The following is a 24,345-nucleotide window of genomic DNA, read 5'->3' on the forward strand; positions in this document are numbered from 1 at the left end:
CGAGACGCCGCCGGATCCGGCGGCGTCTCGGTGTGACGACGGCGTCTTCTTCGCCGCGCCGACCCTGCGGGCCTAGTACAGGGCGTTCGCCAGGCGGCGACGCGCCGCGACGACGCGCGGGTCCTCGCTGCCGATGAGCTCGAAGTACTCGACGAGCCGGACACGCAGGGCCTCGCGGTCATCGCCGAACACCGTCGGCACGAGGTCGAGCAGACGCCCGAAGGCATCGTCGACGTGCCCACCCGAGATGTCGAGGTCGGCGACCGCCAGCTGTGCCTGGACGTCCTGCGGACCGGCGGCTGCTGCCGCACGGATCTCGTCGGCCGTCCGACCGTTGAGCCGGTCGAGCAGCGACACCTGCGCGAGTCCGGCGACGGCCATCTGGTCGTGCGGGTCCTGCAGGATCGCGGTCTTGTACTCCTCGACGGCGGTGGCGTAGTCGCCACGCTCGATCGCGTCGTACGCGGCCTGGTGGTGCGGCGGGAGCGGCTCCGGCTCCGGCTCGCCCTGCTCGGCGTCGGTGGGGGCTGCCGCGCCGTCGACGGTGACGCGACCGGTCACGCCGTTCTGCTCGGCCGCCTGGAGCACCTGCTCGTAGACGTCGCGGACCTGCGCCTCGGGCAGTGCCCCGACGAAGAGCCCGAGCGGGCGCCCGCCGATCACGGCTGCGACGGTCGGGATCGACTGCGCCTGGAACGCCTGCACGAGCTGCGGGTTCGTGTCGGCGTCCACCTTGGCGAGCACCACGCGGCCGTCGTACTCCGCGGTGAGCTGCTCGAGGATCGGCGAGAGCTGCTTGCACGGCCCGCACCACTCGGCCCAGATGTCCACGATGACCGGGACGACGGTCGACAGCTGCAGGACGTCCTGGAACGTCGCGTCGGTGACGTCGATCACGAGCGACGGGACGGTCAGGTCAGCGCCGTTCACGGTGCCGGCTTCGGTGCCGGGGACGGCACCGCCAGGGGAACCCGCCGGGGCCGGAGCACCGGACGGCTGGGCCGGCCGCTGTGCGCGGTCGACGAGGGACGACAGGTCCACGGCTCCGCGGAGCCCGGACGGGGTCAGGGGGATGTTGCTCATTGCACCTCACTCGCTGCGGTCAGGCCCTGTGTGAACCCGAGCAGGACCACTTTGCCATCCGAGGCGACCGGCGGCACGTAGAAGAGCAGCTGGACGCTGTAGGTCGCGCTGATGCCCTTCTTGCTCGTGTCCACGCCGGACAGTGCCTTGACGGCACCCTCGGTGTTCACCTCGGCGCCGGAGGCGGTCGGGGTCACCTTCTCGACCTCGTCCAGGTCGGCGGAGACCAGGGCACCGGCGTCGTCGGTCGCGATGGCGACGGCGGAGTCGGCCGGGACCTCGGACGAGTACTCGATCTTCGCCGTGTCCGGCAGCGCCTTGGCCTTCTTGTCCTTGTACGCCTTGCCGATGGTGGTGCGGAGCGCATCGCCCTCGGTCGCGAACAGGTCGGCGTACTCGCTGGCGGTGTCCTTCGACAGGATGTCGCCGTACGCGGTCGCGACCTGGTCGGGCTGGATCGTCAGGAGCTTCGACTCCGGCGCGAGCAGTGCGGCACCGATCGTCGTCGGCGCGAGGCTCGGGATCTTCGCGTCGGCCTCGAGCGAGACGTCGTACGCCACCTTGTACGGATCACGGGCGCTGTCCTGCACCAGGGTCAGGGCCTGCGGCGCCGACTTGGCGTCGCAGTCCTCGGCGACGATCGTGAAGACCGTGCGCGGCCAGCTGTCGGTCTGCTGCGGCAGCGCGACGCACACCTGCGCGGCCGAGATCGCCGGGGGCGCCTTGACGTCCGCGTCCTTCGCGCGGATCGCGTAGTTCGCCTCGCGCAGTTCGAGCGCGGCACCCGTGAAACGGGTCCCGGCGAGCCTGCTGTCACGGGTTTCGTCGGCCTGCTTCGCCACGGCGGCGGTGCGCTGCACGACGCGGGTGATCTGCTGCTTGGTCGCAGCCGTCGGCTCGGTCGTGTCCGCCGCCCCGGTGGCAGTGGCCGTCGGCGTCGCGGTGGCGAGCGACGGGTCGCCACCCTGCGGCCAGTAGTCCGAGGAACAGCCGGCCAGGGTCAGGGCACCGACGAGCAGCACCGGGACACCGACGAAGGCGCGCGAGCCACGGCGACCAGGACGCGGCACCTGCGCGCCGGCTGCGGCAGCCCGGCGCGAGGCGCGCACCCGCGGCGGCCGGCTGCCCCCACTGCGACGACGGGGGCCGCGGCCGCGGCGCTGGTGCAGGAACGCGAGGACGAGCAGCACGAGGCCTCCGACGACGAACACGCCACCGGCCACCAGCAGCGGACCGACCGCCGGGGTCGCGGTGTCCTGCGGCCAGGTGACGGACACGTCGCTCGGGGCCGCGGCCTTGCCGTCGCTGACGACGAGCACCGAGACGTCCTGCGGCAGACGCACGGTGAACTGCCCGGCACCGTCGTACTCCTGGTACCAGAGGTCACTGCCCTTGGGCGAGGGAACGCTGGTCTCGCTGCCAGTGGTCGACCCGACCAGGGATCCCTTCTCGGCGTCGAAGCGGAGCGTGGTGTGCTCGGCCTCACCGATCCAGGCGTCGACGTCGGCGGTCTTGCCGTAGGCGGCGAAGACCTTGCCGGAGCCGGACACGTTGATGCGCTGGTAGCCGGGGTTGGCGTTGAGGGTCGTCCCCGGGATCACCGTCACCGGGGCGGAACTGGTCGTCGAGCTCTCGGCCACGAGCGAGGACGGCGGCGCGAACACGGTCCGCTGTCCCACCGCCAGCGCCACGAGCAGCAGACCGATGACGAAACTGACGATCGCCAGGACGAATCGCACGAACTCTCTCCCTACCGCGCCGGGGTGGGGATGTCGGCGCGCGAATCAGCGACTCAGGATAGCGAGCAACGCTGGACAGTGCATCAATCCGCGCTGTCGCCGGACTCAGACGCCCCGCTCCGGCCCCCACTACAATCGACCGCGGGCCGAACCTGGCCCGCTGCCGACCCCAGGAGCGACACGTGGCGAACGACGAGGCCGAGTTCGGAACCGAGCTGCGCGGGTACCGCCGCGACGAGGTGGAGCGTTCGCTGAACGACCTGCGACGCGAGCTCATCAAGTCGAACAACGACCGCGCCGACGCCGCGAAGGAGATCCGTCTCCTGCAGGCCCGGGTCTCCGAGCTGCAGGGTGAGCTCGACGAAGCCGGCACCCCCACGTACAGCGGACTCGGCACCCGCCTCGAGTCCACCCTGCGCGTGGCCGAGGAGCAGTCGACCCGGCTCATCAGCCAGGCGGACATCGACGCCCAGCGGCTCCGTGCCTCGAGCCGCGCCGAAGCCGAGCGCACCGTCCGCGAAGCACAGGAAGAAGCGCGCGACACCCTCGAGGACGCCCGCACCCGCGCCACCAACGAGCTCACCCTCGCCCGCGCCGAGGCAGCCGACACCGTCGAGCGCGCCCGCGCCGAGGCCGGCCTGCTCACGCAGGACGCCCGCAACGAAGCTGCCGCGATCCGCGGTGCCGCCGTGACCGAGGCCGCCGAGGTCCGCTCCATCGCCATCCGCGAGACGAACGCCCTGCGCGCCCAGGTCGAGCACGAGGTCGCCGAGCTGCGCGAGATCGCCCAGCGGGAGTCCGCCGAGGCCCGCACCGCCGCCGCCCAGCTCGACCGCGAGACCGAGCACCGCCGTTCGGTCTTCGAGGCCGACCACACCCGCCGAACCGAGGACCTCGACCGCGAGGAGACGACCCGACGCGAGGCCCTCGAGCGCGAGGTCACCGAGGGTCGTGCCGCCTGGCACCGTGAGCGTGACGAGGAGCAGCAGGCACACGCGCTGGCCCTCGAGACCGGTCGCGCCGAACTCGAGTCCGAGGTCACGCGTCGCCGCGCCGAGCTCGACACCGAGGTCGCCGACCGCCGCCGCGAGCTCGACGAGGAACTCGCCGCCGCCCGCGCCCAGTGGGACCGCGAACTCGCCGCCGCCCGCACCGCACTGGAGCAGGAGATCGAGGCGGCCCGCGCGCAGCTCCGCGTCGACGAGGAACAGACCCGCGTCGAGAACGCGCGCCTGGTGCAGGAGACCGCCGACCGGATCGCCCGTGAGCTCGAGGAGCACGACGCCCGGATCGCGCAGGAGCGCGCGGAGGCCGAAGCGGCAGCCGAACGTGCCCTCCGTGAGCACGAGAACGCCATCGCCGCCCGACGCGAGCGTGAGCACGCCGAGGTCGACACCGAGATCGCCGACCGCCGCACCGCCGAGCTCGGGGTGCTCGAGGCCGAGCGCACCGCCCTGCGGCAGGAGATCGACACCGCCCGCGCCGCCCTGGTGAAGGAGCGCGACGAGGTCCGCGCCGAGATCGCCCGGGAGCGCGACGAAGCCCGCACGACGCTCGAGTCGGAGCTCGCCTCCCGACGTGACGACGCCGAGCAGGACTACCTGCGGAAGCACCACGAGACGGTGACCGAGACGCAGAAGTACCTGGACGAGGCGAACCTGCAGCTCGCCGAGGCCACGCGTCGTGCGACCGAGGCCCGTGAACGCGCCGAGCGCCTGCAGCAGGAGGCCGACGACCTCGAGCGCACCAGCACGGCCGAGGCGCAGGAGCACGCGCGCACCATCGTCGCCGACGCGCAGGACCGGGTGCACCGCATGGTCGCCGACGCCGAGGAGCGCACCGCTGGCGTCATCGCCGAGGCCGAGGACCGCCTGGCGGCGATCCGGACCGAACGCGAAGCCGTCGCGGGGTACCTCGAGAACCTCCGCGGGGTCCTCACCAACGCCACCGGCCTGCTCGGCACGGCACCCGCCGCAGCGTCCGATGCGGACGCTGACGACGACGTGGACGCGACCGAACGCTGACGGTCCACTGCCTGGAGGCGCGACCCGCGCCTCCAGGCAGTGCCACCTGGTGCAGATGGCGGGCCGCAGGGCGTCTTCCGGGCGTCGTCAGACCGGCCAGTGGGTCGGCAGCGGCGCGCTGCCCGGCACGACGAGGTCGGCGATCGCGTCAAGGACGATCCGCACGTACCGCTCCCCCACCCACAGGTGCTTCGCGCCCGCGACCGGCACGACCCGGACGTTCGGGGCGAGTGCGAACCGTGCCGCCGCGGCCTCGGGCTGCAGGAAGTCGTCGTGCTCCGGGACGAGCGCCACGACCGGGACCCCGACGGCAGCCCAGCGGGCGAGTTCCTCGTCCGAGGTACGGTGCAGCGGCGGGGACAGCAGGACGACCCCGGCGACCGTGCCGGCCCCGACGTGTTCGAGCGCGTGCTTGAGGATCACCTCGGTGCCGAAGGACCACCCCACCAGCCACGGGGTCGGCAGGCCGCGGTCGACGACCTCGGCGACGGCGGCTCGCAGGTCGAAGCCCTCGGACACGCCCTCGCCGAAGACGCCCTCGGAGGTGCCGCGCGGCGACGTGACGGACCGGAAGTTGAACCGCAGCACCGCGATGTCGGCGAGGGCAGGCAACCGCGCGGCGGCCTTCTTGAGCACGTGTGAGTCCATGAACCCGCGCGCGGTGGGCAGCGGGTGGAGCGTGACGATGGTTCCACGGGCCGAGGTGTCGGCGGGCTCAGCGAGCTCACCGACGAGCGTCAGGTGGTCGTCGGTGACGAGCTCGACCTCGGTGCGCCGGGCCGGCAGCTCGGTGGCGGATCGGATCTCGGTGTCGTGATCGGTCATGCGATGCTCCAGCAGTGGTTGTGCCAGTGCCGGCGTGACGCCAGGTCGGCGGCGTCACCGAGCACGCCGTCCGCGCGCCAGACGACCACGTGGGCGGTGCCGGGCACGACGGTTCTGCCGCACGCCGGGCAGATGTACTCCTTCTGCGCCGACGCGGCCGAGATCGGCTGCACCTGGTACTCGCGACCGTGACGGACCTCGGTGCGCTTCCACGAGCTCATCAGCCGGTCGAGGGTGGTCTCCTCGTCAGGCTCGACGTCGCGACCACGGGGACGCCGCGGTCGGTTGCTGCGCGGCACCCGAGCAGCCGATCAGTACCAGTTGTTGGCCTGGCTGTGCCCCCAGGCACCACAGGGGGTGCCGTAGACGCCGGCGATGTAGTTGAGACCCCAGGTGATCTGCGTCGCCGGGTTGGTCTGCCAGTCGGCGCCCGCCGTGGCCATCTTGCTGCCGGGGAGGGCCTGCGGGATGCCGTACGCACCGCTGGGGTTGTAGGCGTTCACGCGCCAGCCGGACTCCTTGTTCCACAGCGAGACCAGGCAGTTGTACTGGTCGGTCCCCCAGCCACGAGCCGTGACCTGCTGCAGGGCGATCGCCTGCGCGCTGCCCGGGTCGGGCGTCGCGGCGGTGGCGGCCAGCGTGTTGGCGGCCGAGACCGGCTGGGTCTCGGTGGCCGCGGCGTCCGCGGTGTCGTCGGTGGTCTCGGCGTCGGCCTCGTCCTCTTCGACGACGGGCTTGACGACCTTCGGGGCCGGGACGGTGACGTCGTAGCCGTCACGGTCGGCGGCGGCCACGGCGTAGGTGCCGTGCGCGGTGTACTGCTGCGGCGCCGGCGGGGTCTTCACGAGCACCGGGGTGTCGACCGCGGCCTGTGCCACGTCGGCCTGCAGCGGGTTGAACAGCGAGCCGCCGACGAACAGGAACACACCGACGAAGGACATCATCGGGGCCGTCGCGCGCTTGCGGGCCACGCCGTTCACCGACGAAGCGGCGGGCTTGCCGAGCTTCGGCGTCGCACGGCGCTGCACCGTCGCGGTGCGCTGCTTCGCGGGACGCTCGTCAGAGTCGACGAGGGCGTCGTGCGCGAAGGACGCCACGCGCTCGTCGGACACGCGGTTCGCCGCCACCGACTTCGGCGTGGCGACCGGACCCGTCGTCGCGGGCGCTGCCTGCGGGGTCACCCCGAACGCCGACGTCTCCGTCGTACGGGTTCGCTGCATTGCCGCGCGGCGCTCACCGGAAGCCTGGAGGCTGAGGTGCTCGCGGGTATCGCGGTCGGAGCTTGAGTCTGCCGTGTGCCTGCCCATGAGTAGGACCAGGGTAACGGAACGATCACGGAAAGCGAAGCACCTGGGGACAGCGCGTCGTCACCGGACAGCGAGCATCACTTCGACGACGGCGTCGAGCAGCGCGTCGACCTGCGCCTCGCGGTACCCGCCGTGCTTCGGGCGGAAGACGATCGAACGGACCTCGGTGAGGCTGAGCGGCTTTCCCTCGCGGAAGTACCCGGCGAGCCGGGCGGCGAACGCGTCGACGTCCTTCGGGTGGTAGCCGGTGCCGAGCACGTTGACCCGGCTGAACCGCTGGCCGTCGGGCCGCTCGAGCCGCGCCACGACGTCGGATGCCTTCGTCCGCGCTTCGGCGTACCAGGCCTTCTTGCCGACCTCGCTCATCTCCCGCTCACGCTCACGGGCCGCGAAGGCGTCCTCGAGCCGTTCGAGCGCAGCGTCGACGTGCGACGTGGAGTACCCGCCCTTGCGCATCGAGAACGCCGTGGCGCGGATCTTCGCGGCCTCGATGCCGGGGGCGCTGTCGTCGGCGGAGTACGCGCGCCGGGCGTCCTCGAGGAAACGCTCGACTTCGTCGACGTCGTAACCGAGGGCGGAACGGGCTGCGGTCGGGAAGGTGGTGGCCACGGCGTCATTCTGCCAGTCCGGACCCGTGGCACAACCTGGACGCGCTGAGTGCGGCGTTCAGCCCGACACGAGCGCGGTCAGTGGTTGACGATCAGGTACAGCACGTAGGCGACCGCGGCGGACGGCAGGATGCTGTCGATGCGGTCGAGCAGGCCGCCGTGTCCGGGCAGGAACGACGAGATGTCCTTGATGCCGAGGTCGCGCTTGATCATCGACTCGGTCAGGTCGCCGAGCGTGGCCGAACCGGAGATGAGCACACCGAGCAGGACGCCCGTCCACCAGGGCAGCCCGAGCATGAACAGGGCCACCAGGATGCCGACGACGATGCTCGCCGCCACGGACCCGGCGAAGCCCTCCCACGTCTTCCTGGGGCTGATGCGCGGTGCCATCGGGTGCTTGCCGAGGTTCAGCCCGGTGGCGTACGCGCCGGTGTCGACCGCGACGACGACGAGGATGAACCCGATCACCCAGAGGTTGCCGTCCGGCTGGGCGGAGAGCAGCACGACGCAGGCGCCGAGCAGGGAGATGTAGGCCTGGACGAACAACCCGTTGGTGAGGTCACGGGCGACGTTGCCGGCCGGGGGCTTCTGCCGCGCGACGGCGACCTCGACCAGGCGCCAGACGCTGATCAGGACGATGCCGCCGAGCAGGGTGAACAGCGCCGCCACCTGCCCGACCAGGAACGCCGCCGGCACGATCGCGATCGCGACGGCGACGCTCGGGATCCGCGGGACGTCGCGCCCGGCGAACCGCATCGCGCTCGTGAGCTCGTAGACGCCGACGCCCAGCAGGAACGCCGCGACCACCATGAACGACGGCGGCCAGAGGAGCAGCGTGCCGAGCATCACGACGGCGAACGCGAGCGCGATGCCGATCGCTGCCGGCAGGTTGCGCCCGGTCCGCGCGGTCAGCGCCTCGTTGCGCGCGCCGAAGTCGGCCTTGCGCTGGCGGAGCTGCGCCTCGAAGTCGGTGCGCGCCGCTCGTGCACGCGCATCGAAGTCCTGACGGAGCCCCTTCTTCACGGGCCCGCTCGACGCGGGCCCGTGCTCTGCTGTGGGGCGGTCATCGCCCTGGTCGGAGCGACGCATCAGACCTCGAGGAGTTCGGCTTCCTTCTTCTTCAGCGACTCGTCGATCTGGTCGACGTGCTTCTTCGTCAGGACCTCGAGGTCCTTGTCGCCGCGCGAGATCTCGTCGTCGGAGATCTCACCCTTGAGTGCGTCGAGGTCGTCCTTGGCCTTGCGGCGGATGTTCCGGACGACGACCTTGTGGTCCTCGCCCTTCGTCCGCACGAGCTTGACGAACTCCTTGCGGCGGTCCTTGGTGAGCTCCGGGATCGTCACGCGCACGATGTCGCCGTCGTTCGTCGGGCTGGCACCGAGGTTCGGGAAGGTCGCGATCGCGCGCTCGATCTCCTTGAGCGCCGTCTTGTCGTACGGCGTCACGATGAGCGTGCGGGCCTCGGGGGTCTGCAGCGACGCGAGCTGCGCGAGCGGCGTCGGCGTGCCGTAGTACTCGACCGGGATCTTCTGGAAGAGCGCCGCGTTGATGCGGCCGGTGCGGACGGTCGAGAAGTCGTCCTTGGCGACCTCGACAGCCTTCGCCATCTTCTCGGTGGCTTCGGTCAGGACATCACTGATCACGGTGTTACTCCTTCGGTACTGGCGTCGAGTCTAGTCAGCGCGGGGGTCAGTTGCTGACGACGGTGCCGATGCGCTCGCCACGGATCGCGGCCTGGACGTTGCCCTCGCCCTCCATGCCGAAGACGTGCATCGGCATGCCGTTGTCCATGCAGAGCGAGAACGCGGTGGCGTCGACGACCTTGAGGCCCTTCAGCAGCGCGTCCTGGTAGGTCACGTGGTGCAGCTTCTCGGCCGAGGCGTCCTTCTTCGGGTCGGCGGTGTACACGCCGTCGACGCCGTTCTTGGCGACGAGCACCTCGTCCGCCTTGATCTCGAGCGCACGCTGCGCCGCGACCGTGTCCGTCGAGAAGTACGGCAGTCCGGCACCGGCGCCGAAGATGACGACCCGGCCCTTCTCGAGGTGCCGCTCGGCGCGCCGCGGGATGTACGGCTCGGCGACCTGGGTCATCGCGATGGCGGACTGCACGCGGGTGGCAGCTCCCGCCTGCTCGAGGAAGTCCTGCAGCGCGAGTGCGTTCATCACCGTGCCGAGCATGCCCATGTAGTCGGCGCGACCGCGGTCCATGCCGCGCTGCGAGAGCTCGGCACCGCGGAAGAAGTTGCCCCCGCCGACGACGATCGCGATCTCGACCTCGCGCGCGGCGACGGCGATCTCCTTGGCGATGGTGCCGATCACGTCGGGGTTCACGCCGAGGGAGCCGGCGCCGAACGCCTCTCCCGACAGTTTCAGCAGAACGCGGCGTCGTCCGGTCTTCTCGTCGGTCATCTGGTCCGCACCCTTCGTCGTGGTCTCGTGGAAATGTACTCGCGGATGTGTCGCACGCGTGCCGTGCCGGTGCGCGCGAAAAACGGGGCCAGGAACCTCGTTGGTTCCTGACCCCGTCACGGGTTCGTTACGCGCCGACCTTGACGCGGGCGAAGCCCTGGATCGTGATGCCGGCGTTCTCGGCGGCCTTCGCGACGGAGATCTTGTTGTCCTTCGCGTAGTCCTGGTCGAGGAGCGACACCTGCTTGATGTAGGCGTTCACCCGGCCCTCGACGATCTTCGGGAGCGCAGCCTCGGGCTTGCCCTCTTCGCGCGTGATCGCCTCGACGGTCGCACGCTCCTTCTCGATGGCCTCGGCCGGGACCTCGTCGCGCGTCAGGTACGTCGGGTTCGCGAACGCGACGTGCTGCGCGATCGAACGTGCCTCGGCGGCGTTGTCACCCTCGTACGCGATGACGACGGCGATCTGCGGCGGCAGGTCCTGGCTGGTCTTGTGCAGGTAGATCTCGAAGGCCGAGCCCTCGACACGGCGGACCGTGCGGACCTCGAGCTTCTCGCCCAGCGCGGCGGCCGACTCGTTGACGACCTCGAGGACGGTCTTGCCGTCGAGCGGTGCGGCGTTGGCGGCAGCGACGTCGGCGGCACCGGCAGCGGCGACCGCGCCCAGCACCTTGTCGGCGAGGGTGGTGAACTTCTCGTTCTTCGCGACGAAGTCGGTCTCGCTCGCGAGCTCGACGACCGTGGCGGCGCCGTTCTCGGAGGTCGCGACGACGATACCTTCGGAGGTGGCACGGTCGTCGCGCTTGGCGACGGCCTTGGCACCCTTGATACGGAGCAGCTCGACGGCCTTGTCGTAGTCGCCGTCGGCCTCGACGAGCGCGTTCTTCGCGTCCATCATGCCGGCGCCGAGGTCCTCGCGGAGCTTCTTCACGTCAGCAGCGGTGAAGTTTGCCATTGACTGGAGTCCTTTCTGGACTGTACGTGTGTGGAGAGTGGAGTGCAGTCGGGGCGCCGGACCCGGTGGGGTCCGGCGCCCCGGCGACTCACTCGGCGGGGGTGGTCTCCGCGGCTGCCTCGGCCTCGGCCGTCGGCTCCGCGTTCTTCGCCTCGTCGGCGATCGGCTCGCCGATCTCCTTCGCGGCGACCTGCGCATCAGCGTCGTTCTCCTCGACGGGGGCGGCGGGCGCCTCGGTCGTGGCGGCGGTCTCGCCACCGAGGAGCTCCTGCTCCCACTCGGCGAGGGGCTCGCTGGCCTCGTCCTCGTCGCCACCGTTGTGGCGGGTCTTCAGGCCCTCGGCCGCTGCGTCGGCGACGATGCGGGTCAGGAGACCGACGGAGCGGATCGCGTCGTCGTTGCCCGGGATCGGGTACGTGATCTCGTCGGGGTCGCAGTTGGTGTCGAGGATGCCGATGATCGGGATACCGAGCTTCTGCGCCTCGTCGACGGCGAGGTGCTCCTTCTTGGTGTCGACGATCCAGAGCGCGCTCGGGGTCCGCGTGAGGTTGCGGATACCACCGAGGGTCTTGTGGAGCTTGTCCAGCTCGCGCTTCTTGATGAGGAGCTCCTTCTTGGTGAAGCCCTTCGTCGTGTCGTCGAAGTCGATCTCCTCGAGCTCCTTCATGCGCGCGAGGCGCTTGGAGACCGTCTGGAAGTTCGTGAGCAGACCGCCGAGCCAACGCTGGTTGACGTACGGCTGGCCGACGCGGGTCGCCTGCTCGGCGATGGAGCCCTGGGCCTGCTTCTTGGTGCCCACGAAGAGGATCGTGCCACCGTGCGCGACCGTCTCCTTGACGAAGTCGTACGCGCGGTCGATGAAGGCCAGCGACTGCTGCAGGTCGATGATGTGGATGCCCGAGCGCTCGGCGAGGATGAAGCGCTTCACCTTCGGGTTCCACCGACGGGTCTGGTGTCCGAAGTGGACGCCGCTGTCGAGCAGCTGGCGGATGGTGACGACGGCCATGTGCCGTCCTCCTTCTGTGTTCTCGGCGCGCAGCCGTGCTCTCGCACGTCGCTGCGGACCTGTTGCGGTTGTGTCGATCACGACCGTCGGTCGTGGTCCCTGGTGTCCTGGCACGCGACCGCCCGCTCGTGAGAGCAGGACCGGTGGTCGGGTACCGAGCCCGTGAGGGCTTGGTGGACACGCGAAGTCAGCGCGCATCAGCACGCTGCTGGATAGATGCTAACAGAAGGGAGGCCCGGATCACGCGCGCCTCGCGGCTGACGTGATCCGGGCCTCCTGTCCGGCGATCCGTGCGGAACGGACGCGGTGCGCGACCGGCCGATCAGGCCTTGGCGTCCACGGTGTCGCCGTCGGCGGAGATGCCCATCTCCTCGAGCGAGCGGCCCTTGGTCTCCGGGATCTTGGCGATGACGAAGAACAGCGACAGCAACGCGAACAGCGCGTAGATGCCGTAGGTGACCGTCAGGTTGAAGCCGGACAGCACCGGGAACGAGATCGTGACGATGAAGTTTGCGATCCAGTTGGCGGCCGAGCCGATGCCCAGCGCGGTGGCGCGGATGCGGTTCGGGAACATCTCGCCGAGCAGCACCCACATGAGCGGACCCCACGTGGCGCCGAAGGACACCACGAAGAGGTTCGCGAAGATCAGCGCGATGACGCCCCACGAGCCGGGGAGGCTCGGGCTGCCGTCGACGATCGTCGCCTGCGAGAACGCGATGGCGACCATGGTGAGCGAGACGAACATGCCCGCCGAGCCGGCGACGAGCAGCGGCTTGCGGCCGACCTTGTCGACCAGGAAGATCGCGATGAAGGTCACGGCGACGTTGACCACCGAGGTGATCGTGGAGATGAGGAACGAGTCCTCCTCCTTGAAGCCGACGGCCTGCCAGAGCGTCGTCGAGTAGTAGAAGATCACGTTGATGCCGACGAACTGCTGCAGCACGGCCAGGATGATGCCCACCCAGACGATCGGCTGGAGCCCGAAGCGGTTGCCCCGGATGGAGCCCTTCTTCTCGTTGGCTTCCTTCTCGATGCCGTCCTGGATCTCCTCCAGGCTCGTGTTCACGGTGTCGCGCGGGACGATCTTGCCCATCACCACGCGCGCGTCGTCAGCACGACCCTTGGTGAGCAGGTAGCGCGGGGACTCCGGCAGCGTGATCGCCAGGACGCCGTAGACCACCGAGGGGATCACCCCGACCAGGAACATCCAGCGCCAGGCCGCGAGACCCCAGACCTCGGCCGAGGCGCTGCCCGCGGTGACGGCGAACAGCTGGTCGGACAGGAGCGCGGCGAAGATACCGAGCGTGATCGCCAGCTGCTGGAACGAGGCCAGCCGTCCGCGGATCGCCTTCGGGGAGACCTCGGAGATGTACGCCGGTGCGATGACCGAGGCGGTACCGATGCCGAGACCGCCGACGAGACGCCAGATCACGAGGTCCCACGTCGCGAACGCGAACGCCGAACCGATCGACGAGACGAAGAACAGCACGGCGGCCCAGAACATGATCCGGGTGCGGCCGTAGCGGTCGGCGAGGCGGCCGGCGAAGTAGGCGCCGAACGCACAGCCGATCAGGGCCGAGGCGACGGCGAAGCCGCTGGCCGCGTCGGAGAGGTTGAACTCGCCCTTGATCGCGTCGACGGCGCCGTTGATGACGGACGAGTCGAAGCCGAACAGGAAGCCACCGACCGCCGCCGCGATGGCGAACAGGGTGACCTTCCCCTTGAACGCACGGTCTTCGCCGTGCCCGGTGGTCGTGGTGGACACGATGCTCCTGGGTTCTGCCGCCGTGCCGGTGTGCAGCACGGTGCCCCGGCGGTCGGCTGGTTCGCCGTCCGAGCGGCGTTGCGTGTTCCGGAGCGGCCCCGACTGTACTCCTCGCTCGGGATCTGGTCATAACCGGGGCGTGATCGGGACGGGCGGGCCCTGCGCGCCGACGCTGGACGACACTGTCGCCGTCGTACGACGTCGATTCTGTCGCTTCCGTCGGCCGCACGTTCCTCCCCAGGCCTGGAGGCGCGACTCCCCCTCCACAGATCGCCCCCGTCCGCCCCGGGGCCGGGTTCCACTGCCCAGGCTGGGGACATGCGATCGAGCGCACGTCCCGTCCTGCTGTCCGTGGTGGTGTGCGTTGCGCTGCTGAGCGGGACGGTGCCGAGCGGGACCGTGGTGTTCGGTGCCGCGCCGTCGACGGGAGGCGGGGCGACGGCGGGCTCCGGGGCGTCGGTGGGTGCCGGGGCGTCGGTGGACACTGTGACCGAGCCGCGCCGGGTCGAGGCTCGCTGGGTCTGGCCCACCGGATCGCGGGTGGTCGAGCGCGCATGGGAGGCACCGTCCTCGGACTACGCCGCCGGCCACCGGGGCCTCGACGTCCCGGCCGCCCTCGGCAGCCCTGCCTCGGCGGTGGACGACGGCACCGTGGCCTTCGCCGGCGCGGTCGGTGGCCGCACCGTCGTGACCATCGACCACGGCGACGGGCTGGTCAGCACGCTCGACTCGGTGACACCCCTGGTCGCCGCCGGGGACGAGGTCGTGCAGGGCGCGCCGGTCGGGCGCGTCTCGGTCGGGCACTGTCCGGCGTCGGCGCCGTGCCTGCACCTCGGTGCTCGTGTCGACGGTCGCTACGTCGACCCGATGGCGTACCTGCCACCGGCCGAGTGGCCGGTGCTGCTGCCCGAGTCGGCCTGGCCCGGGTGAGCGGAGCCGACCGGGACCGACCGGGAACCGACCGGAACCGGACCGGACGCACGTCGGCGCAGGGTCAGGCGCGCGGGTGCGCCGTCCGGTAGACCTCACGCAGCCGGGCCGACGACACGTGCGTGTAGATCTGCGTCGTCCCGAGGCTGGCGTGACCGAGGAGTTCCTGCACCGCGCGCAGGTCCGCTCCGCCGTCGAGCAGGTGCGTCGCCGCGGTGTGCCGGAAGGTGTGCGGACCGCTCGGGCCCTCGCCCGGCAGGTCACCGAGCAACCGCGCCACCACGCGGTAGGCACTGCGGACGCCGAGTCGGGCACCACGGTCGCCGAGGAACAGCGCCGTGCCTGCAGGCCCCTCCGCCCGTGCGGCGAGGGTGGGCCGTCCGCGCTCGAGCCACGCCTCGAGTGCGTCCCGCGCCGGAACCCCGAACGGCACCACGCGTTCCTTGCCGCCCTTGCCGAGCACCCGCACGGTCAAGCGTCCGCGATCGACGTCGGTCACATCGATCCCGACGAGTTCGCTGACCCGGATGGCCGCCGCGTACAGGAGCTCGACGAGGGCCAGGTCCCGCAGCGCCGTCGGGTCGTCCGTCGCCGCCCGGGAACCGAGTCCGTCGAGCAGGGCGCGCACCTGGTCGGCCGACACCACGCGAGGCAGGTGTGCCCCACCCTTCGGGGCGCGGAGCCGGACCCCGGCGTCGGTCGTCGTCACCCCGGTCTCGCTCGCCCAACGCGTGAACGCCCGCACGGACGAAGACCGCCTGGCGATGGTCGACCGGGCGAGCCCCCGGTGGTCGGCATCCCACAGCCAGTCGCGCAGGAGCTCGAGCTCGACGTCGGCGACGCGGTCGATGCCGCGACCGTCCGCGAACGCCACGAGCTGCTCGAGGTCGTTGGCGTACGCGCGGAGGGTCTGCTCGCTGAGGCCACGCGCGTGCCGGGCGTGGCCGAGGAAGGCGTCCACCGCCACCACGAGTCGACCGTCCGTCCGCGCAACCACGACGCCAGCGTACGGCGACCCGACGTCATGCCCGACCCCACCCGCCGCCGCTGGCGACCACGAGTCCCTGCAGCTGTGCGAGCGCGAGCGCGTCGGCGACGTCGGCCGTCGACATGCCGGCCCGGCGGGCAATCTCGGCCTCGGGCAGGGCGCGACGGCCGAGCGCGTCGAGCACCCGGAGCACCTCGGGGTCCTGCCTGCCGGACAGGAGCGGTTCGTCCGGCACCGCTCCCCCGCTGGTCCCGGTCGCGGGCCTCGCCGCCGCTGCCGGATCCCCGGGGTGCACGACGATCTGCGCCCGCCCCTGCGCGATGAGCCGATGGCACCCGACCGAGGCCGAGGACGCGAACGCTCCCGGCACCGCGAACACGGGCCGGCCGAGCTGTGCGGCGTGGTGGGCCGTGTTGAGCGCCCCGGACCGGGCGCCCGCTTCGACCACGACCGTGACGTCGGCCAGCGCGGCGATCAGCCGGTTCCGGGCGAGGAAGCGCCACCGCGTCGGTCGTGTCCCCGGTGCCGACTCGGCGAGCAACGCCCCCTGCCGGGCCACGTTGTGGAGCAGTTGCGCGTTCCCCACCGGGTAGAGCTGGTCGATGCCGCCGGCCAGGACCGCCACAGTGGGCGTCCCGGCGGCGACGGCGACACGGTGCGCCACCGCGTCGATGCCGTAGGCACCCCCGCTCACGATGCGGCACCCGGCGTCCGCCGCCGTCGAGGTGATCTCCGCCGCAGCCTCGGCACCGGCCACCGTGTTCGCCCGGGACCCCACGACCCCGAGCGCCGGCATTCCGTCGCCGAGGTGCGCCCCCGAGCTGCGCGTCCAGAGGACCACCGGGGCGTGCGGCCCGAGGTCGTCCATCGCCGACGGCCACCCGTCGCTCCCGGGGACCAGCAGACCGGCTCCGACCGCACCGGCCGCCGCGAGCACGTCGCCCACCTCGACAGTGGCCAATCGGGGCCGCCACCGTTCCACCGCGGTCTGCAGCACACCGAGCAGCACCGCTGGGTCCTCCGCACCCGGCACCTCGGCGTCGACGCAGCATCCCAGCAGCGAATCGAAATCCTCGTCCGCGGCGAGCAGCACCGCACCGAGCGCACGCTCCGGTCCGAGGCCGGCGAGGAGCTCGCCGGCGACGGAGTCCCCCGGTTCGACGACGGCCGACCACGCGACCCGCGCCGCGGCCTGCACCGGGTCCACCGCGGCACCGCTCGGCCCGAGCAGGCGCGCCACCGTGTCGAGGAGCTCCGTGCCCGCCGGGATCACAGCGCGCTCCGCAACGCGAGGGCACCGCGGACGTGCGCACCCGTGGGCCGCTCCACCGCATCGAGGTCGGCGAGCGTCCACGCCAGTCGCATCACGCGGTCCCAGCCGCGCATGGTCAGGGTGCCGAGGTCGAGAGCCCGGTCGAGGTCTGCCGTCGACCCCGGTTCGATGCGCCCCTCGGCCCGGAGCCACGCCCCGGTGACCTCGGCGTTGCGCGACCATCCCGTCCCGTGCAGGCGCTCCGCCATCCGGGCGCGGGCTGCCGCGACCGCCGCACGGGCGACCGCCGTCGTCGGGGTGCTGCCGTCCGCGTCCCGCATCCGACCCGTCGTCACCCGCGGCACCAGCACCCGAATGTCCATCCGGTCGAGCAGTGGCCCCGACATCCGACCGAGGTACCGGCGCACGGTGCTCGCCGAGCACTCGCACGGCTGCCCGTGCGCACCACCGGCGTTGCCGCACGGGCAGGGGTTCGCTGCCAGGACGACCTGACAGCGTGCGGGGAACTCGGCTGCACCCGCCGCACGGTGGATCGTGATCCGACCGGACTCGAGCGGCTGCCGGAGCGCGTCGAGGACGGCCCGCGGGAACTCCGGCGCCTCGTCGAGGAACAGGATGCCCCCGGTGGCGCGCGACACGGCTCCGGGGCGCAGGACCCCCGACCCGCCGCCGATGAGCGAGACCGCCGACGCGGAGTGGTGCGGGGCTTCCCACGGTGGCTTCGTGCTCCACGAGGCGGGACCCAGCCCGGCGACGGACCGGACCGCGGCGACCTCGAGCGCGGTCTCGTCGTCGAGGTCGGGCAGCAACCCGGGCAGCCGCTCGGCGAGCATGGTCTTGCCCGCGCCCGGTGGCCCGAGCAGCAGTGCGTGGTGTCCCCCGGCCGCCGCGGCGATGAGGGCTCGGACGCCGACCGGGTTCCCCACGACGTCCGACAGCTCGGCCACGGGACGCGGCACCGACGTGACCGGGACCGGCAGCACCGGATCGACCTCGACCGCCGGCAGGAGCGCCCCGGCGTCGATCGCCGCCGCCCGCAACGAGTCCACGCCGCTGATCCGCACCCCGCCGACCACGCGGGCCTCGGTCAGGTTGCCGACGGGCAGCACCACGCGGTCCGCACCGGCGTCGCGCGCGGCGACCAGCATCGGGATGACGCCGGGGACCGGACGAACCCGCCCGTCGAGCCCGAGCTCGCCGATGTAGACGATGCGCTCCGAGACGTCCGGCGCGAGACCGGCTCCGGCGAGCACGGCCATCGCGATGGCGAGGTCGAACCCCGAACCGCGCTTCGGGATCGCCGCCGGGGTCAGGTTCACGGTGATGCGACGTGCGGGCAGCGGGCACCCCGCGTTCGTCGCCGCGGATCGCACGCGTTCCCGTGCCTCTCCCAGTGAGGTGTCCGGCAGACCGATGATGCTGAACGCCGGGAGCTGACTGGTCAGGTGCGCTTCGACCTCGATACGGCGACCGGTGACCCCGAGCAGCGCGACCGCGGCAGCGCGACCGATGCCCGTCACAGCACACCCGCCAGGTGCTCGACGACCGTGCGGGGACCGTCGACGTGGACCGCGACGACGTCCACCCGGACCGCGCGCGCCGAGACCTCGGGATGCGCGTCGAACCACTCGGGCACGAGTCGTCGCATCCGGGTGAGCTTCGCAGCGGTGATCGCCTCGAACGGGTGGCCGGTCGCGGCCCCGGAACGGGTCTTCACCTCGATGAACGCGAGTGTGCAGGAATCCCACGCGACGATGTCGATCTCGCCCCGGGCACACCGCCAGTTCCGCTCGAGCACGCGGAATCCCCGCGCCTCGAGCCAGACCACCGCTCGTTCTTCACCGAATCGTCCGAGTCGACCGTTCCGGAGCGACCGCCCCGGTGGACGTTGCACGTCTTGTTCCATGTCGTTGCCTCCACGACAACGATCTCCGGAACGAACGCCCCGATCGGCGGAGTCGGAGAGTCTGTGGAATCAGCACGGCCGAATTGCCCTCTGTGGAGGAAAGAAGAAGGACCCGGGCGATCGAGATCACCCGGGTCCTGCTGCGACGAGCGTCAGTGCGCTGCTGCGTAGGCTTCCTGCACCTGCGTCGAGATGCGGCCGCGGGACGAGACCTCGTACCCGTTCTCCTTGGCCCACTCGCGGATCTTGCCGAGCTCTTCCGAGTTGCCACGCTTCGGGGCGGACTTCGGGGCGGAACCGCCGCCGGTGCGACGACCGGAGACCTTGCGCGCTGCGGCGATGTAATCGGAGATCGCCTCGCGGAACTTGTCGACGTTGTCGTTCGACAGGTCGATCTCGTACGACGAGCCGTCGAACGCGAATTCGACCGTCCGACCTTCACCGGTGGTGATGGGGGAATCGTCGAGGTCGTCGACGAGCTGGACGGTGACCTTCTGTGCCATGGGGTGCTCCTGTTCGTGGGGCGGTTAAATCCCCATCAGAATAGCGCGAACAATTCACCGCCGGTCCGGATCAGCGGCGATTCACCCAGAAAGAAGCAGAAGAAAGTAAATTGACGATCACTCGTCGAGTGCGAGTTCCTTCGGCAGTTCGAGTTCCCGCGTCGTGAGTTCCTCGACGTTCACGTCCTTGAACGTGAGTACCCGGACACCCTTGACGAACCGGTCGGAACGGTAGACGTCCCAGACCCAGACGTCGTTCATCGTCAGTTCGAAGTAGAAGTCGTGCTCCGTGTCACGGCGCACGAGTTCGACCTCGTTCGCCAGGTAGAAACGGCGCTCCGTCTCGACCACGTAACGGAACTGCGACACCACGTCTCGGTACTCGCGGTACAGGGCCAGCTCGACCTCGCGGTCGTAGTCGTCGAATTCGTCCTCATCCATTGCGCCCACAGTCTACGGCGACCCAGGGCCGAGCGGGCGACGGGCTCAACCCGCGACGGCGTCGAGTTGGTCGAAGCCGTCCAGCGCGACGCTCGAAGCCTGGTGCAACCAGGACTTCCGGTGCAGCGCGTGCGCCCCGATCGTCCGGATCGCGTCGTAGTGCGCCGTCGACCCGTAGCCCTTGTTCGACACCCACCCGTAGTGCGGAGCCTCGTCGTGCGCCGAGACCATGAGCGCGTCACGGGCGACCTTCGCCACCACCGACGCCGCGGCCACCGAGGCACAGTCGCGGTCGGCCTTGACCCGGACGACGACCTCGAGCGGATCGGCTGCCGGACGGAGCGACGCGGGCAGGGCGCGGCTCAACCAGTCGAACGAACCGTCGAGCACCACCACCGCGCCGTCGAGCGACACCCCGTCGGCGACCAGGGAGCCGAGCGCCTGCGCACCCGCTGCGCCGAGGGCCGGGACGATGCCCTGCTGGTCGACGAAGTCCGCCGATGCCATGCCGACCGCCGTGCGTGCCCAACGCTGCACGACGGGCACCAGGTCGGTGCGGCGCGCTTCGGAGAGCAGTTTGGAATCAGCGAGCCCCTGGGGCACACGACCGATGTCGAGCGTCACCGCGGCCACACCGACGCCGACCGGACCGGCGATGGCGCCACGGCCGACCTCGTCCATGCCGATGACCGTCACGCGGCCCTCGGCGAGCAGACGTTTCTCGAGCCGGAGCGACGGACGGACGGCGGTCACTCGTCGCGCTCCTCCACGCCGGCGAACACCTCGGGATGGTCGTCGAGCCACGTCCAGCGGCTCGCCGGCCAGGAGATGACGAACGCGCGGCCCGTGACGTCGGACATCGGGACGAAGCCCTTCGACGGGGTGTCGCCGTTGTACCGGGAGTCCTTCGAGTCGTTCCGGTTGTCGCCCATCACCCAGATGGTGCCCTTCGGCACGGTGACCGAGAAGTCGGTCGCCGACGCCGGGGCGCCGGCGGGGAGCTTCAGGTACGGCTCCTTGATCGGCACACCGTTCACCGACATCTGCCCGAGGTCGTTGCAGCAGGACACCTTGTCACCGGGCAGACCGATGACGCGCTTGATCAGGTGGTCGTCGCTGTCGCCGGTGCCGAGACCGACCTGGGTCAGGGCCCAGTCGATCGCCTTGGCGGGCTGGGTGTCCGGCGTGACGCTCGGCACCTCGGATCCGGTGAGCCAACCGCCCGGGTCCTTGAACACGACGACGTCTCCCCGCTTCAGCGCCACGGCGCCGGGGACGAGCTCGTTGACGATCACCCGGTCGTTGATCTGCAGCGTGTTCTCCATCGACGCCGACGGGATGTAGAACGACCGGATCAGGAACGTCTTGACCAGGAACGACACGAGCAGTGCCGCGATGAAGATGATGACGAGGTCGCGGAGGAATGTGAGGACACCGTTCCGTTGCTTCTCGGCACGTGGCCTGCGCCCGGAATCCTCTGTCGTGTCCGTCATTTCCGCTCTCGTTCGAACCACTGACTCCCCGCAATGGGAAGAGCCCCCCGTCGATGCACAACCGTACATGGACGAGGGGCTCGCAGCGTCGTCCGGCTCGCGGACGTTCACTGTGAAGGCGATCAGGCGTCGCGCTTCTCCTTGATCTTGCGGCGGGCCGCCTTGCCGCGGAGCTCGCGCAGGTAGTAGAGCTTCGCACGACGGACATCACCCTTGGTGACGATCTCGATGTGGTCGATGATCGGCGAGTGCACGGGGAACCAGCGCTCGACGCCGACCTGGAAGCTCACCTTGCGGACCTTGAAGGTCTCGCCGATGCCGTGGCCCTGACGGCCGATGACGACTCCCTGGAAGACCTGGATACGCGAGCGCGTGCCTTCGATGATGTTGACGTGCACCTTGATGGTGTCGCCGGGACGGAAGTCCGGGACGTCGGTACGCAGCGATGCTGCGTCGACGTTGTCGAGGAGCTGGCTCATGGTGGGTTTCACTCTCTGCGGACGCGCACGGGTCGCCGCGGATCGAAGGTTCGGAAAGTGGTGGTGCGTGCCCGGTGTCGGCGACTCCCCCGTGGCAGAGTCCAGCCAGGGCACAGCGTTCAATACTGCCACAGAGAGCGCGGGAGACAAAACGACGAGGATGGACCCATGATCGAACTCCGCACCCCCGCCGAGCTGGACGGACTGCGCGTCGCTGGCCGGTTCGTGGCCGACGTCCTCGACGAGCTGCTCGAGACCGTCGACGTCGGCGTCAACCTGCTCGACCTCGACCGCGTCGCGGCCCGGATGATCGCCGAGCGCGGGGCGGAGAGCTGCTACGTCGACTACCACCCGTCGTTCGGCATGTCGCCGTTCGGCAAGAACCTCTGCACCTCGGTGAACGACGCCGCCCTGCACGGCCTGCCGCACGACCGCACCCTGCAGGACGGCGACCTGGTGAGCCTGGACTTCGCCGCGAGCGTGGACGGCTGGGTCGCGGACTCCGCCGTCAGCGTCCAGGTCGGCACGCCGCGCGACGAGGACCAGGCCCTGATCGCCACGGTCGAGCGAGCACTCGCCGCCGGCATCGCCCAGGCGGCTCCCGGCAACAAGCTCGGCGACGTCTCGCACGCCATCGGTCACGTCGCACACGAGGCCGGTCACGACGTGAACCTGCAGTTCGGCGGGCACGGCGTCGGTCGCACCATGCACGGGGACCCGCACGTGCCGAACGACGGCCGTCCGGGTCGCGGCCTGAAGCTCCGGCCGGGGCTGGTCGTCGCGATCGAGCCGTGGCTCATGCAGACGACCGACGAGCTCTACCAGGACGACGACGGCTGGACCCTGCGCAGCGTCGACGGCTCACGTGCCGCGCACGTCGAACACACGGTCGCGGTCACCGAGGCCGGCCCCGAGGTCCTGACCCTGCGTCGCGCCCAGCGCGCCGACCCGACCGCCTGACGGACTGGAGGCACGGTGCGGGCCCGCCCCGTGCCTCCAGGCAGACCCGGCGGGGCCCGGTTTCGTGCTCAGCGACAGTCCACGCGGAACGAACCGCGAGGAGTGTCGCTCAGCCCGAAAATCGTCCAGCAGGCAGGCGCGCCAGCCGGTCAGGCAGGCGGCAGCAGGTCCGGACGGACGCGCCGCGTCCGCTCCAGCTGCTGCTCGTGCCGCCAGGCACCGACGCGGGCGTGGTGCCCGCTGAGCAGGACGTCGGGGACGTCGAGGCCGCGCCACGACGCGGGCTTGGTGTACGAGGGGTACTCGAGCAGGCCGTCCTCGTGGGACTCCTCGACCAGCGACTCGGGGTTGCCGACGACGCCGGGGACGAGTCGACCGACGGCCTCGATCATCGCCATCGCGGCGACCTCGCCGCCGTTCAGCACGTAGTCGCCGAGCGAGAGCTCGACGACGGTGGCGCGCGACGCCGCCCACTCGAAGACGCGGGCGTCGATGCCCTCGTACCGCCCGCAGGCGAACACGAGGTGCTCCGACGTCGACGCGAGTGACCGCGCGATCGACTGCGTGAAGGGCGTGCCGGCCGGCGTCGGGACCACCAGGGTCGACGAACCGTCGGGCCGGAAGAGCGCCTCGAGCGCCTGCGCCCACGGCTCCGGCTTCATCACCATGCCGGCGCCACCGCCGTACGGCGTGTCGTCGACGGTGCGGTGCCGGTCGGTGGTCCAGGACCGCAGGTCGTGCACGTGCAGGTCGAGCAGTCCGCCGGAGCGGGCCTTGCCGAGCAGGGACACGTCGAGCACGGAGAAGAACTCCGGGAAGATCGTGACGATGTCGATCCGCACGGGGACTAGTCCGTGACCGTCTCGGGGCGCGAGGTGTCCTCGGGGTCCTCGAACAGCCCCTGCGGCGGCGTGACCGTGACGGTGCCGGCCGCGATGTCGACCGCCGGCACGATGGCCGAGACGAACGGCACGAGGACCTCGCCGCGGGACGGCGTGTCGATCGCGAGCAGGTCCTGGGCGGGCATGTGGTCCACACGGGCGACCGTGCCGACCTCGACGCCGTCACGCAGGACCTTGAGCCCGACGAGCTGGTGGTCGTACCAGGCGTCGTCCTCACCGGTCTCGGCGTCGGCGTCCTGCTCGACCCAGAGGATGATGCGCGCCAGGGACTCGGCTGCGGTGCGGTCGTCGATCCCGGCGAAGAACGCGACGGGGTGACCGTTGTACCAGCGGAGTTCGTCCAGCTCGAGGGTCTTGCCCGACCACGGTGAGTCGTCGGGGACCTGGAGCGTGAAGGTGGCGCCCGGGGTGAACCGACGATCCGGGTCGTCGGTGTAGAGCTCGAGCTTGATGCCGCCCTTGAGCCCGTGCGCCTTCGTGATTCGACCCACCCGGAGCTGGGTCGTCTCCCTAGGAATCGGTGTCCACCACGTCGACCCGCACGCGCTTGCCGTCGGCCAGGGCCGTGACGAGGGTGCGGAGCGCCTTGGCGGTGCGCCCGGCGCGACCGATCACGCGGCCGAGGTCCTCGGGGTGCACGCGCACCTCGAGGACCTCGCCGCGTGGGGAGGTGGAGCTGGCGACGCGCACGTCGTCAGGGTGATCGACGATCCCCTTGACGAGGTGCGTCAGCGCGGATTCGAGCAAGG

27 protein-coding genes are annotated in these 24,345 nt (G+C 70.9%); 3 read left to right on the top strand and 24 right to left on the bottom strand.

Annotated elements, in window-relative coordinates; all coding sequences use genetic code 11:
- Positions 1-72: 72 nt before the first annotated feature.
- On the bottom strand, positions 73-1,083 hold the full coding sequence (locus tag BIU89_RS04210) for a tetratricopeptide repeat protein (protein ID WP_071244848.1): 1,011 nt from the start codon (positions 1,081-1,083) through the stop codon (positions 73-75).
- Positions 1,080-2,822, bottom strand: coding sequence for a hypothetical protein (locus BIU89_RS04215; RefSeq protein WP_027465866.1), 1,743 nt, complete (start codon positions 2,820-2,822; stop codon positions 1,080-1,082). The genes BIU89_RS04210 and BIU89_RS04215 overlap by 4 nt, the downstream gene beginning before the upstream one ends.
- A 182-nt stretch (positions 2,823-3,004) precedes the next feature.
- Here BIU89_RS04215 and BIU89_RS04220 point away from each other — a divergent pair, with 182 nt between their 5' ends.
- Positions 3,005-4,846, top strand: coding sequence for a hypothetical protein (locus tag BIU89_RS04220; protein ID WP_071244849.1), 1,842 nt, complete (start codon positions 3,005-3,007; stop codon positions 4,844-4,846).
- Positions 4,847-4,933: 87 nt separating this feature from the next.
- Here the strand turns inward: BIU89_RS04220 and BIU89_RS04225 are convergent, their stop codons facing one another.
- From BIU89_RS04225 to BIU89_RS04270, 10 genes are all read right to left on the bottom strand, one after another.
- The gene (locus BIU89_RS04225; protein WP_071244850.1) at positions 4,934-5,671 is read right to left on the bottom strand and encodes an alpha/beta hydrolase; all 738 of its coding nucleotides are present in this window, start codon (positions 5,669-5,671) and stop codon (positions 4,934-4,936) included.
- Entirely contained in the window at positions 5,668-5,970 is a 303-nt protein-coding gene (locus BIU89_RS04230; protein WP_071244851.1) for a hypothetical protein, read from the bottom strand. The genes BIU89_RS04225 and BIU89_RS04230 overlap by 4 nt, the downstream gene beginning before the upstream one ends.
- A 12-nt stretch (positions 5,971-5,982) precedes the next feature.
- Positions 5,983-6,891: a lytic transglycosylase domain-containing protein gene (locus BIU89_RS18860; protein ID WP_254791480.1), complete on the bottom strand. Its 909-nt coding sequence runs from the start codon at positions 6,889-6,891 to the stop codon at positions 5,983-5,985.
- A 147-nt stretch (positions 6,892-7,038) separates the two neighbouring features.
- On the bottom strand, positions 7,039-7,587 hold the full coding sequence (locus BIU89_RS04240; protein ID WP_027465869.1) for a DivIVA domain-containing protein: 549 nt from the start codon (positions 7,585-7,587) through the stop codon (positions 7,039-7,041).
- Positions 7,588-7,664: 77 nt separating this feature from the next.
- On the bottom strand, positions 7,665-8,609 hold the full coding sequence (locus tag BIU89_RS04245) for a phosphatidate cytidylyltransferase (protein ID WP_071244931.1): 945 nt from the start codon (positions 8,607-8,609) through the stop codon (positions 7,665-7,667).
- A gap of 65 nt (positions 8,610-8,674) precedes the next feature.
- Positions 8,675-9,229 (bottom strand): ribosome recycling factor, encoded by a 555-nt coding sequence (gene frr, locus BIU89_RS04250; RefSeq protein ID WP_071244852.1) that lies wholly within the window; start codon positions 9,227-9,229, stop codon positions 8,675-8,677.
- A 46-nt stretch (positions 9,230-9,275) separates the two neighbouring features.
- A complete protein-coding gene (gene pyrH, locus BIU89_RS04255) occupies positions 9,276-9,995 on the bottom strand; it encodes a UMP kinase (protein WP_027465872.1) in 720 nt (239 codons plus the stop codon).
- 127 nt (positions 9,996-10,122) lie between these two features.
- Positions 10,123-10,950 carry a translation elongation factor Ts gene (gene tsf / locus BIU89_RS04260; protein WP_071244853.1) on the bottom strand — a complete coding sequence of 276 codons (828 nt, stop codon included), beginning with the start codon at positions 10,948-10,950 and terminating at the stop codon, positions 10,123-10,125.
- An 88-nt stretch (positions 10,951-11,038) separates the two neighbouring features.
- A complete protein-coding gene (gene rpsB, locus BIU89_RS04265; RefSeq protein WP_027465874.1) occupies positions 11,039-11,956 on the bottom strand; it encodes a 30S ribosomal protein S2 in 918 nt (305 codons plus the stop codon).
- A 322-nt stretch (positions 11,957-12,278) separates the two neighbouring features.
- On the bottom strand, positions 12,279-13,721 hold the full coding sequence (locus tag BIU89_RS04270) for a sugar porter family MFS transporter (RefSeq protein WP_051596806.1): 1,443 nt from the start codon (positions 13,719-13,721) through the stop codon (positions 12,279-12,281).
- Positions 13,722-14,039: 318 nt separating this feature from the next.
- Between BIU89_RS04270 and BIU89_RS04275 the strand changes: the two genes are divergently transcribed.
- A complete protein-coding gene (locus BIU89_RS04275; RefSeq protein ID WP_083404145.1) occupies positions 14,040-14,651 on the top strand; it encodes a murein hydrolase activator EnvC family protein in 612 nt (203 codons plus the stop codon).
- A gap of 64 nt (positions 14,652-14,715) precedes the next feature.
- On the opposite strand, the gene BIU89_RS04280 is transcribed toward BIU89_RS04275, so the two are convergent.
- From BIU89_RS04280 to rplS, 9 genes are all read right to left on the bottom strand, one after another.
- The gene (locus BIU89_RS04280) at positions 14,716-15,648 is read right to left on the bottom strand and encodes a tyrosine recombinase XerC (RefSeq protein ID WP_083404146.1); all 933 of its coding nucleotides are present in this window, start codon (positions 15,646-15,648) and stop codon (positions 14,716-14,718) included.
- A 25-nt stretch (positions 15,649-15,673) separates the two neighbouring features.
- Complete coding sequence (dprA, locus tag BIU89_RS04285) at positions 15,674-16,912, bottom strand: DNA-processing protein DprA (RefSeq protein ID WP_139178782.1); 1,239 nt, start codon at positions 16,910-16,912, stop codon at positions 15,674-15,676.
- On the bottom strand, positions 16,909-18,432 hold the full coding sequence (locus BIU89_RS04290; RefSeq protein ID WP_083404147.1) for a YifB family Mg chelatase-like AAA ATPase: 1,524 nt from the start codon (positions 18,430-18,432) through the stop codon (positions 16,909-16,911). Before BIU89_RS04290 ends, dprA begins: the two co-directional genes overlap by 4 nt.
- Positions 18,429-18,818: a YraN family protein gene (locus tag BIU89_RS04295; protein WP_051596761.1), complete on the bottom strand. Its 390-nt coding sequence runs from the start codon at positions 18,816-18,818 to the stop codon at positions 18,429-18,431. Before BIU89_RS04295 ends, BIU89_RS04290 begins: the two co-directional genes overlap by 4 nt.
- Before the next feature lie 152 nt (positions 18,819-18,970).
- Positions 18,971-19,321: a histone-like nucleoid-structuring protein Lsr2 gene (locus BIU89_RS04300; RefSeq protein ID WP_017888250.1), complete on the bottom strand. Its 351-nt coding sequence runs from the start codon at positions 19,319-19,321 to the stop codon at positions 18,971-18,973.
- A 117-nt stretch (positions 19,322-19,438) separates the two neighbouring features.
- Positions 19,439-19,762 carry a DUF2469 family protein gene (locus BIU89_RS04305; RefSeq protein ID WP_017888251.1) on the bottom strand — a complete coding sequence of 108 codons (324 nt, stop codon included), beginning with the start codon at positions 19,760-19,762 and terminating at the stop codon, positions 19,439-19,441.
- 45 nt (positions 19,763-19,807) lie between these two features.
- Positions 19,808-20,515: a ribonuclease HII gene (locus BIU89_RS04310; protein ID WP_071244855.1), complete on the bottom strand. Its 708-nt coding sequence runs from the start codon at positions 20,513-20,515 to the stop codon at positions 19,808-19,810.
- Positions 20,512-21,255 (bottom strand): signal peptidase I, encoded by a 744-nt coding sequence (gene lepB, locus BIU89_RS04315; RefSeq protein ID WP_027465880.1) that lies wholly within the window; start codon positions 21,253-21,255, stop codon positions 20,512-20,514. Before lepB ends, BIU89_RS04310 begins: the two co-directional genes overlap by 4 nt.
- Positions 21,256-21,377: 122 nt before the next feature.
- Positions 21,378-21,734, bottom strand: a complete 357-nt coding sequence (gene rplS, locus BIU89_RS04320) for a 50S ribosomal protein L19 (protein ID WP_017888254.1) — start codon at positions 21,732-21,734, stop codon at positions 21,378-21,380.
- Positions 21,735-21,902: 168 nt separating this feature from the next.
- On the opposite strand from rplS, the gene map reads away from it, so the two are divergent.
- On the top strand, positions 21,903-22,694 hold the full coding sequence (gene map / locus BIU89_RS04325) for a type I methionyl aminopeptidase (protein ID WP_071244856.1): 792 nt from the start codon (positions 21,903-21,905) through the stop codon (positions 22,692-22,694).
- Between the two features lie 149 nt (positions 22,695-22,843).
- Here the strand turns inward: map and trmD are convergent, their stop codons facing one another.
- From trmD to BIU89_RS04340, 3 genes are read right to left on the bottom strand one after another with little or no spacing between them, the layout of a single operon-like run.
- Positions 22,844-23,536, bottom strand: coding sequence for a tRNA (guanosine(37)-N1)-methyltransferase TrmD (gene trmD / locus BIU89_RS04330; protein WP_071244857.1), 693 nt, complete (start codon positions 23,534-23,536; stop codon positions 22,844-22,846).
- 5 nt (positions 23,537-23,541) lie between these two features.
- Positions 23,542-24,087, bottom strand: coding sequence for a ribosome maturation factor RimM (gene rimM, locus BIU89_RS04335; protein WP_171907871.1), 546 nt, complete (start codon positions 24,085-24,087; stop codon positions 23,542-23,544).
- 19 nt (positions 24,088-24,106) lie between these two features.
- Positions 24,107-24,343 (bottom strand): RNA-binding protein, encoded by a 237-nt coding sequence (locus BIU89_RS04340; RefSeq protein WP_017888258.1) that lies wholly within the window; start codon positions 24,341-24,343, stop codon positions 24,107-24,109.
- Positions 24,344-24,345 lie beyond the last annotated feature (2 nt).

This window comes from Curtobacterium sp. MCBA15_005, from assembly GCF_001864855.1.
Classification (GTDB): Bacteria; Actinomycetota; Actinomycetes; order Actinomycetales; family Microbacteriaceae; genus Curtobacterium; species Curtobacterium flaccumfaciens.

Bases quoted from the DNA above. Each gene is read 5' to 3' on its own strand.
- map (WP_071244856.1), top strand. From the start codon at position 21,903: ATGATCGAACTCCGCACCCCCGCCGAGCTGGACGGACTGCGCGTCGCT.
- BIU89_RS04305 (WP_017888251.1), bottom strand. From the start codon at position 19,762: ATGGATGAGGACGAATTCGACGACTACGACCGCGAGGTCGAGCTGGCC.
- BIU89_RS04295 (WP_051596761.1), bottom strand. From the start codon at position 18,818: ATGGAACAAGACGTGCAACGTCCACCGGGGCGGTCGCTCCGGAACGGT.
- BIU89_RS04275 (WP_083404145.1), top strand. From the start codon at position 14,040: ATGCGATCGAGCGCACGTCCCGTCCTGCTGTCCGTGGTGGTGTGCGTT.
- pyrH (WP_027465872.1), bottom strand. From the start codon at position 9,995: ATGACCGACGAGAAGACCGGACGACGCCGCGTTCTGCTGAAACTGTCG.
- BIU89_RS18860 (WP_254791480.1), bottom strand. From the start codon at position 6,891: ATGCAGCGAACCCGTACGACGGAGACGTCGGCGTTCGGGGTGACCCCG.
- rplS (WP_017888254.1), bottom strand. From the start codon at position 21,734: ATGAGCCAGCTCCTCGACAACGTCGACGCAGCATCGCTGCGTACCGAC.
- tsf (WP_071244853.1), bottom strand. From the start codon at position 10,950: ATGGCAAACTTCACCGCTGCTGACGTGAAGAAGCTCCGCGAGGACCTC.
- lepB (WP_027465880.1), bottom strand. From the start codon at position 21,255: ATGACGGACACGACAGAGGATTCCGGGCGCAGGCCACGTGCCGAGAAG.
- rpsB (WP_027465874.1), bottom strand. From the start codon at position 11,956: ATGGCCGTCGTCACCATCCGCCAGCTGCTCGACAGCGGCGTCCACTTC.
- BIU89_RS04210 (WP_071244848.1), bottom strand. From the start codon at position 1,083: ATGAGCAACATCCCCCTGACCCCGTCCGGGCTCCGCGGAGCCGTGGAC.
- BIU89_RS04300 (WP_017888250.1), bottom strand. From the start codon at position 19,321: ATGGCACAGAAGGTCACCGTCCAGCTCGTCGACGACCTCGACGATTCC.
- BIU89_RS04225 (WP_071244850.1), bottom strand. From the start codon at position 5,671: ATGACCGATCACGACACCGAGATCCGATCCGCCACCGAGCTGCCGGCC.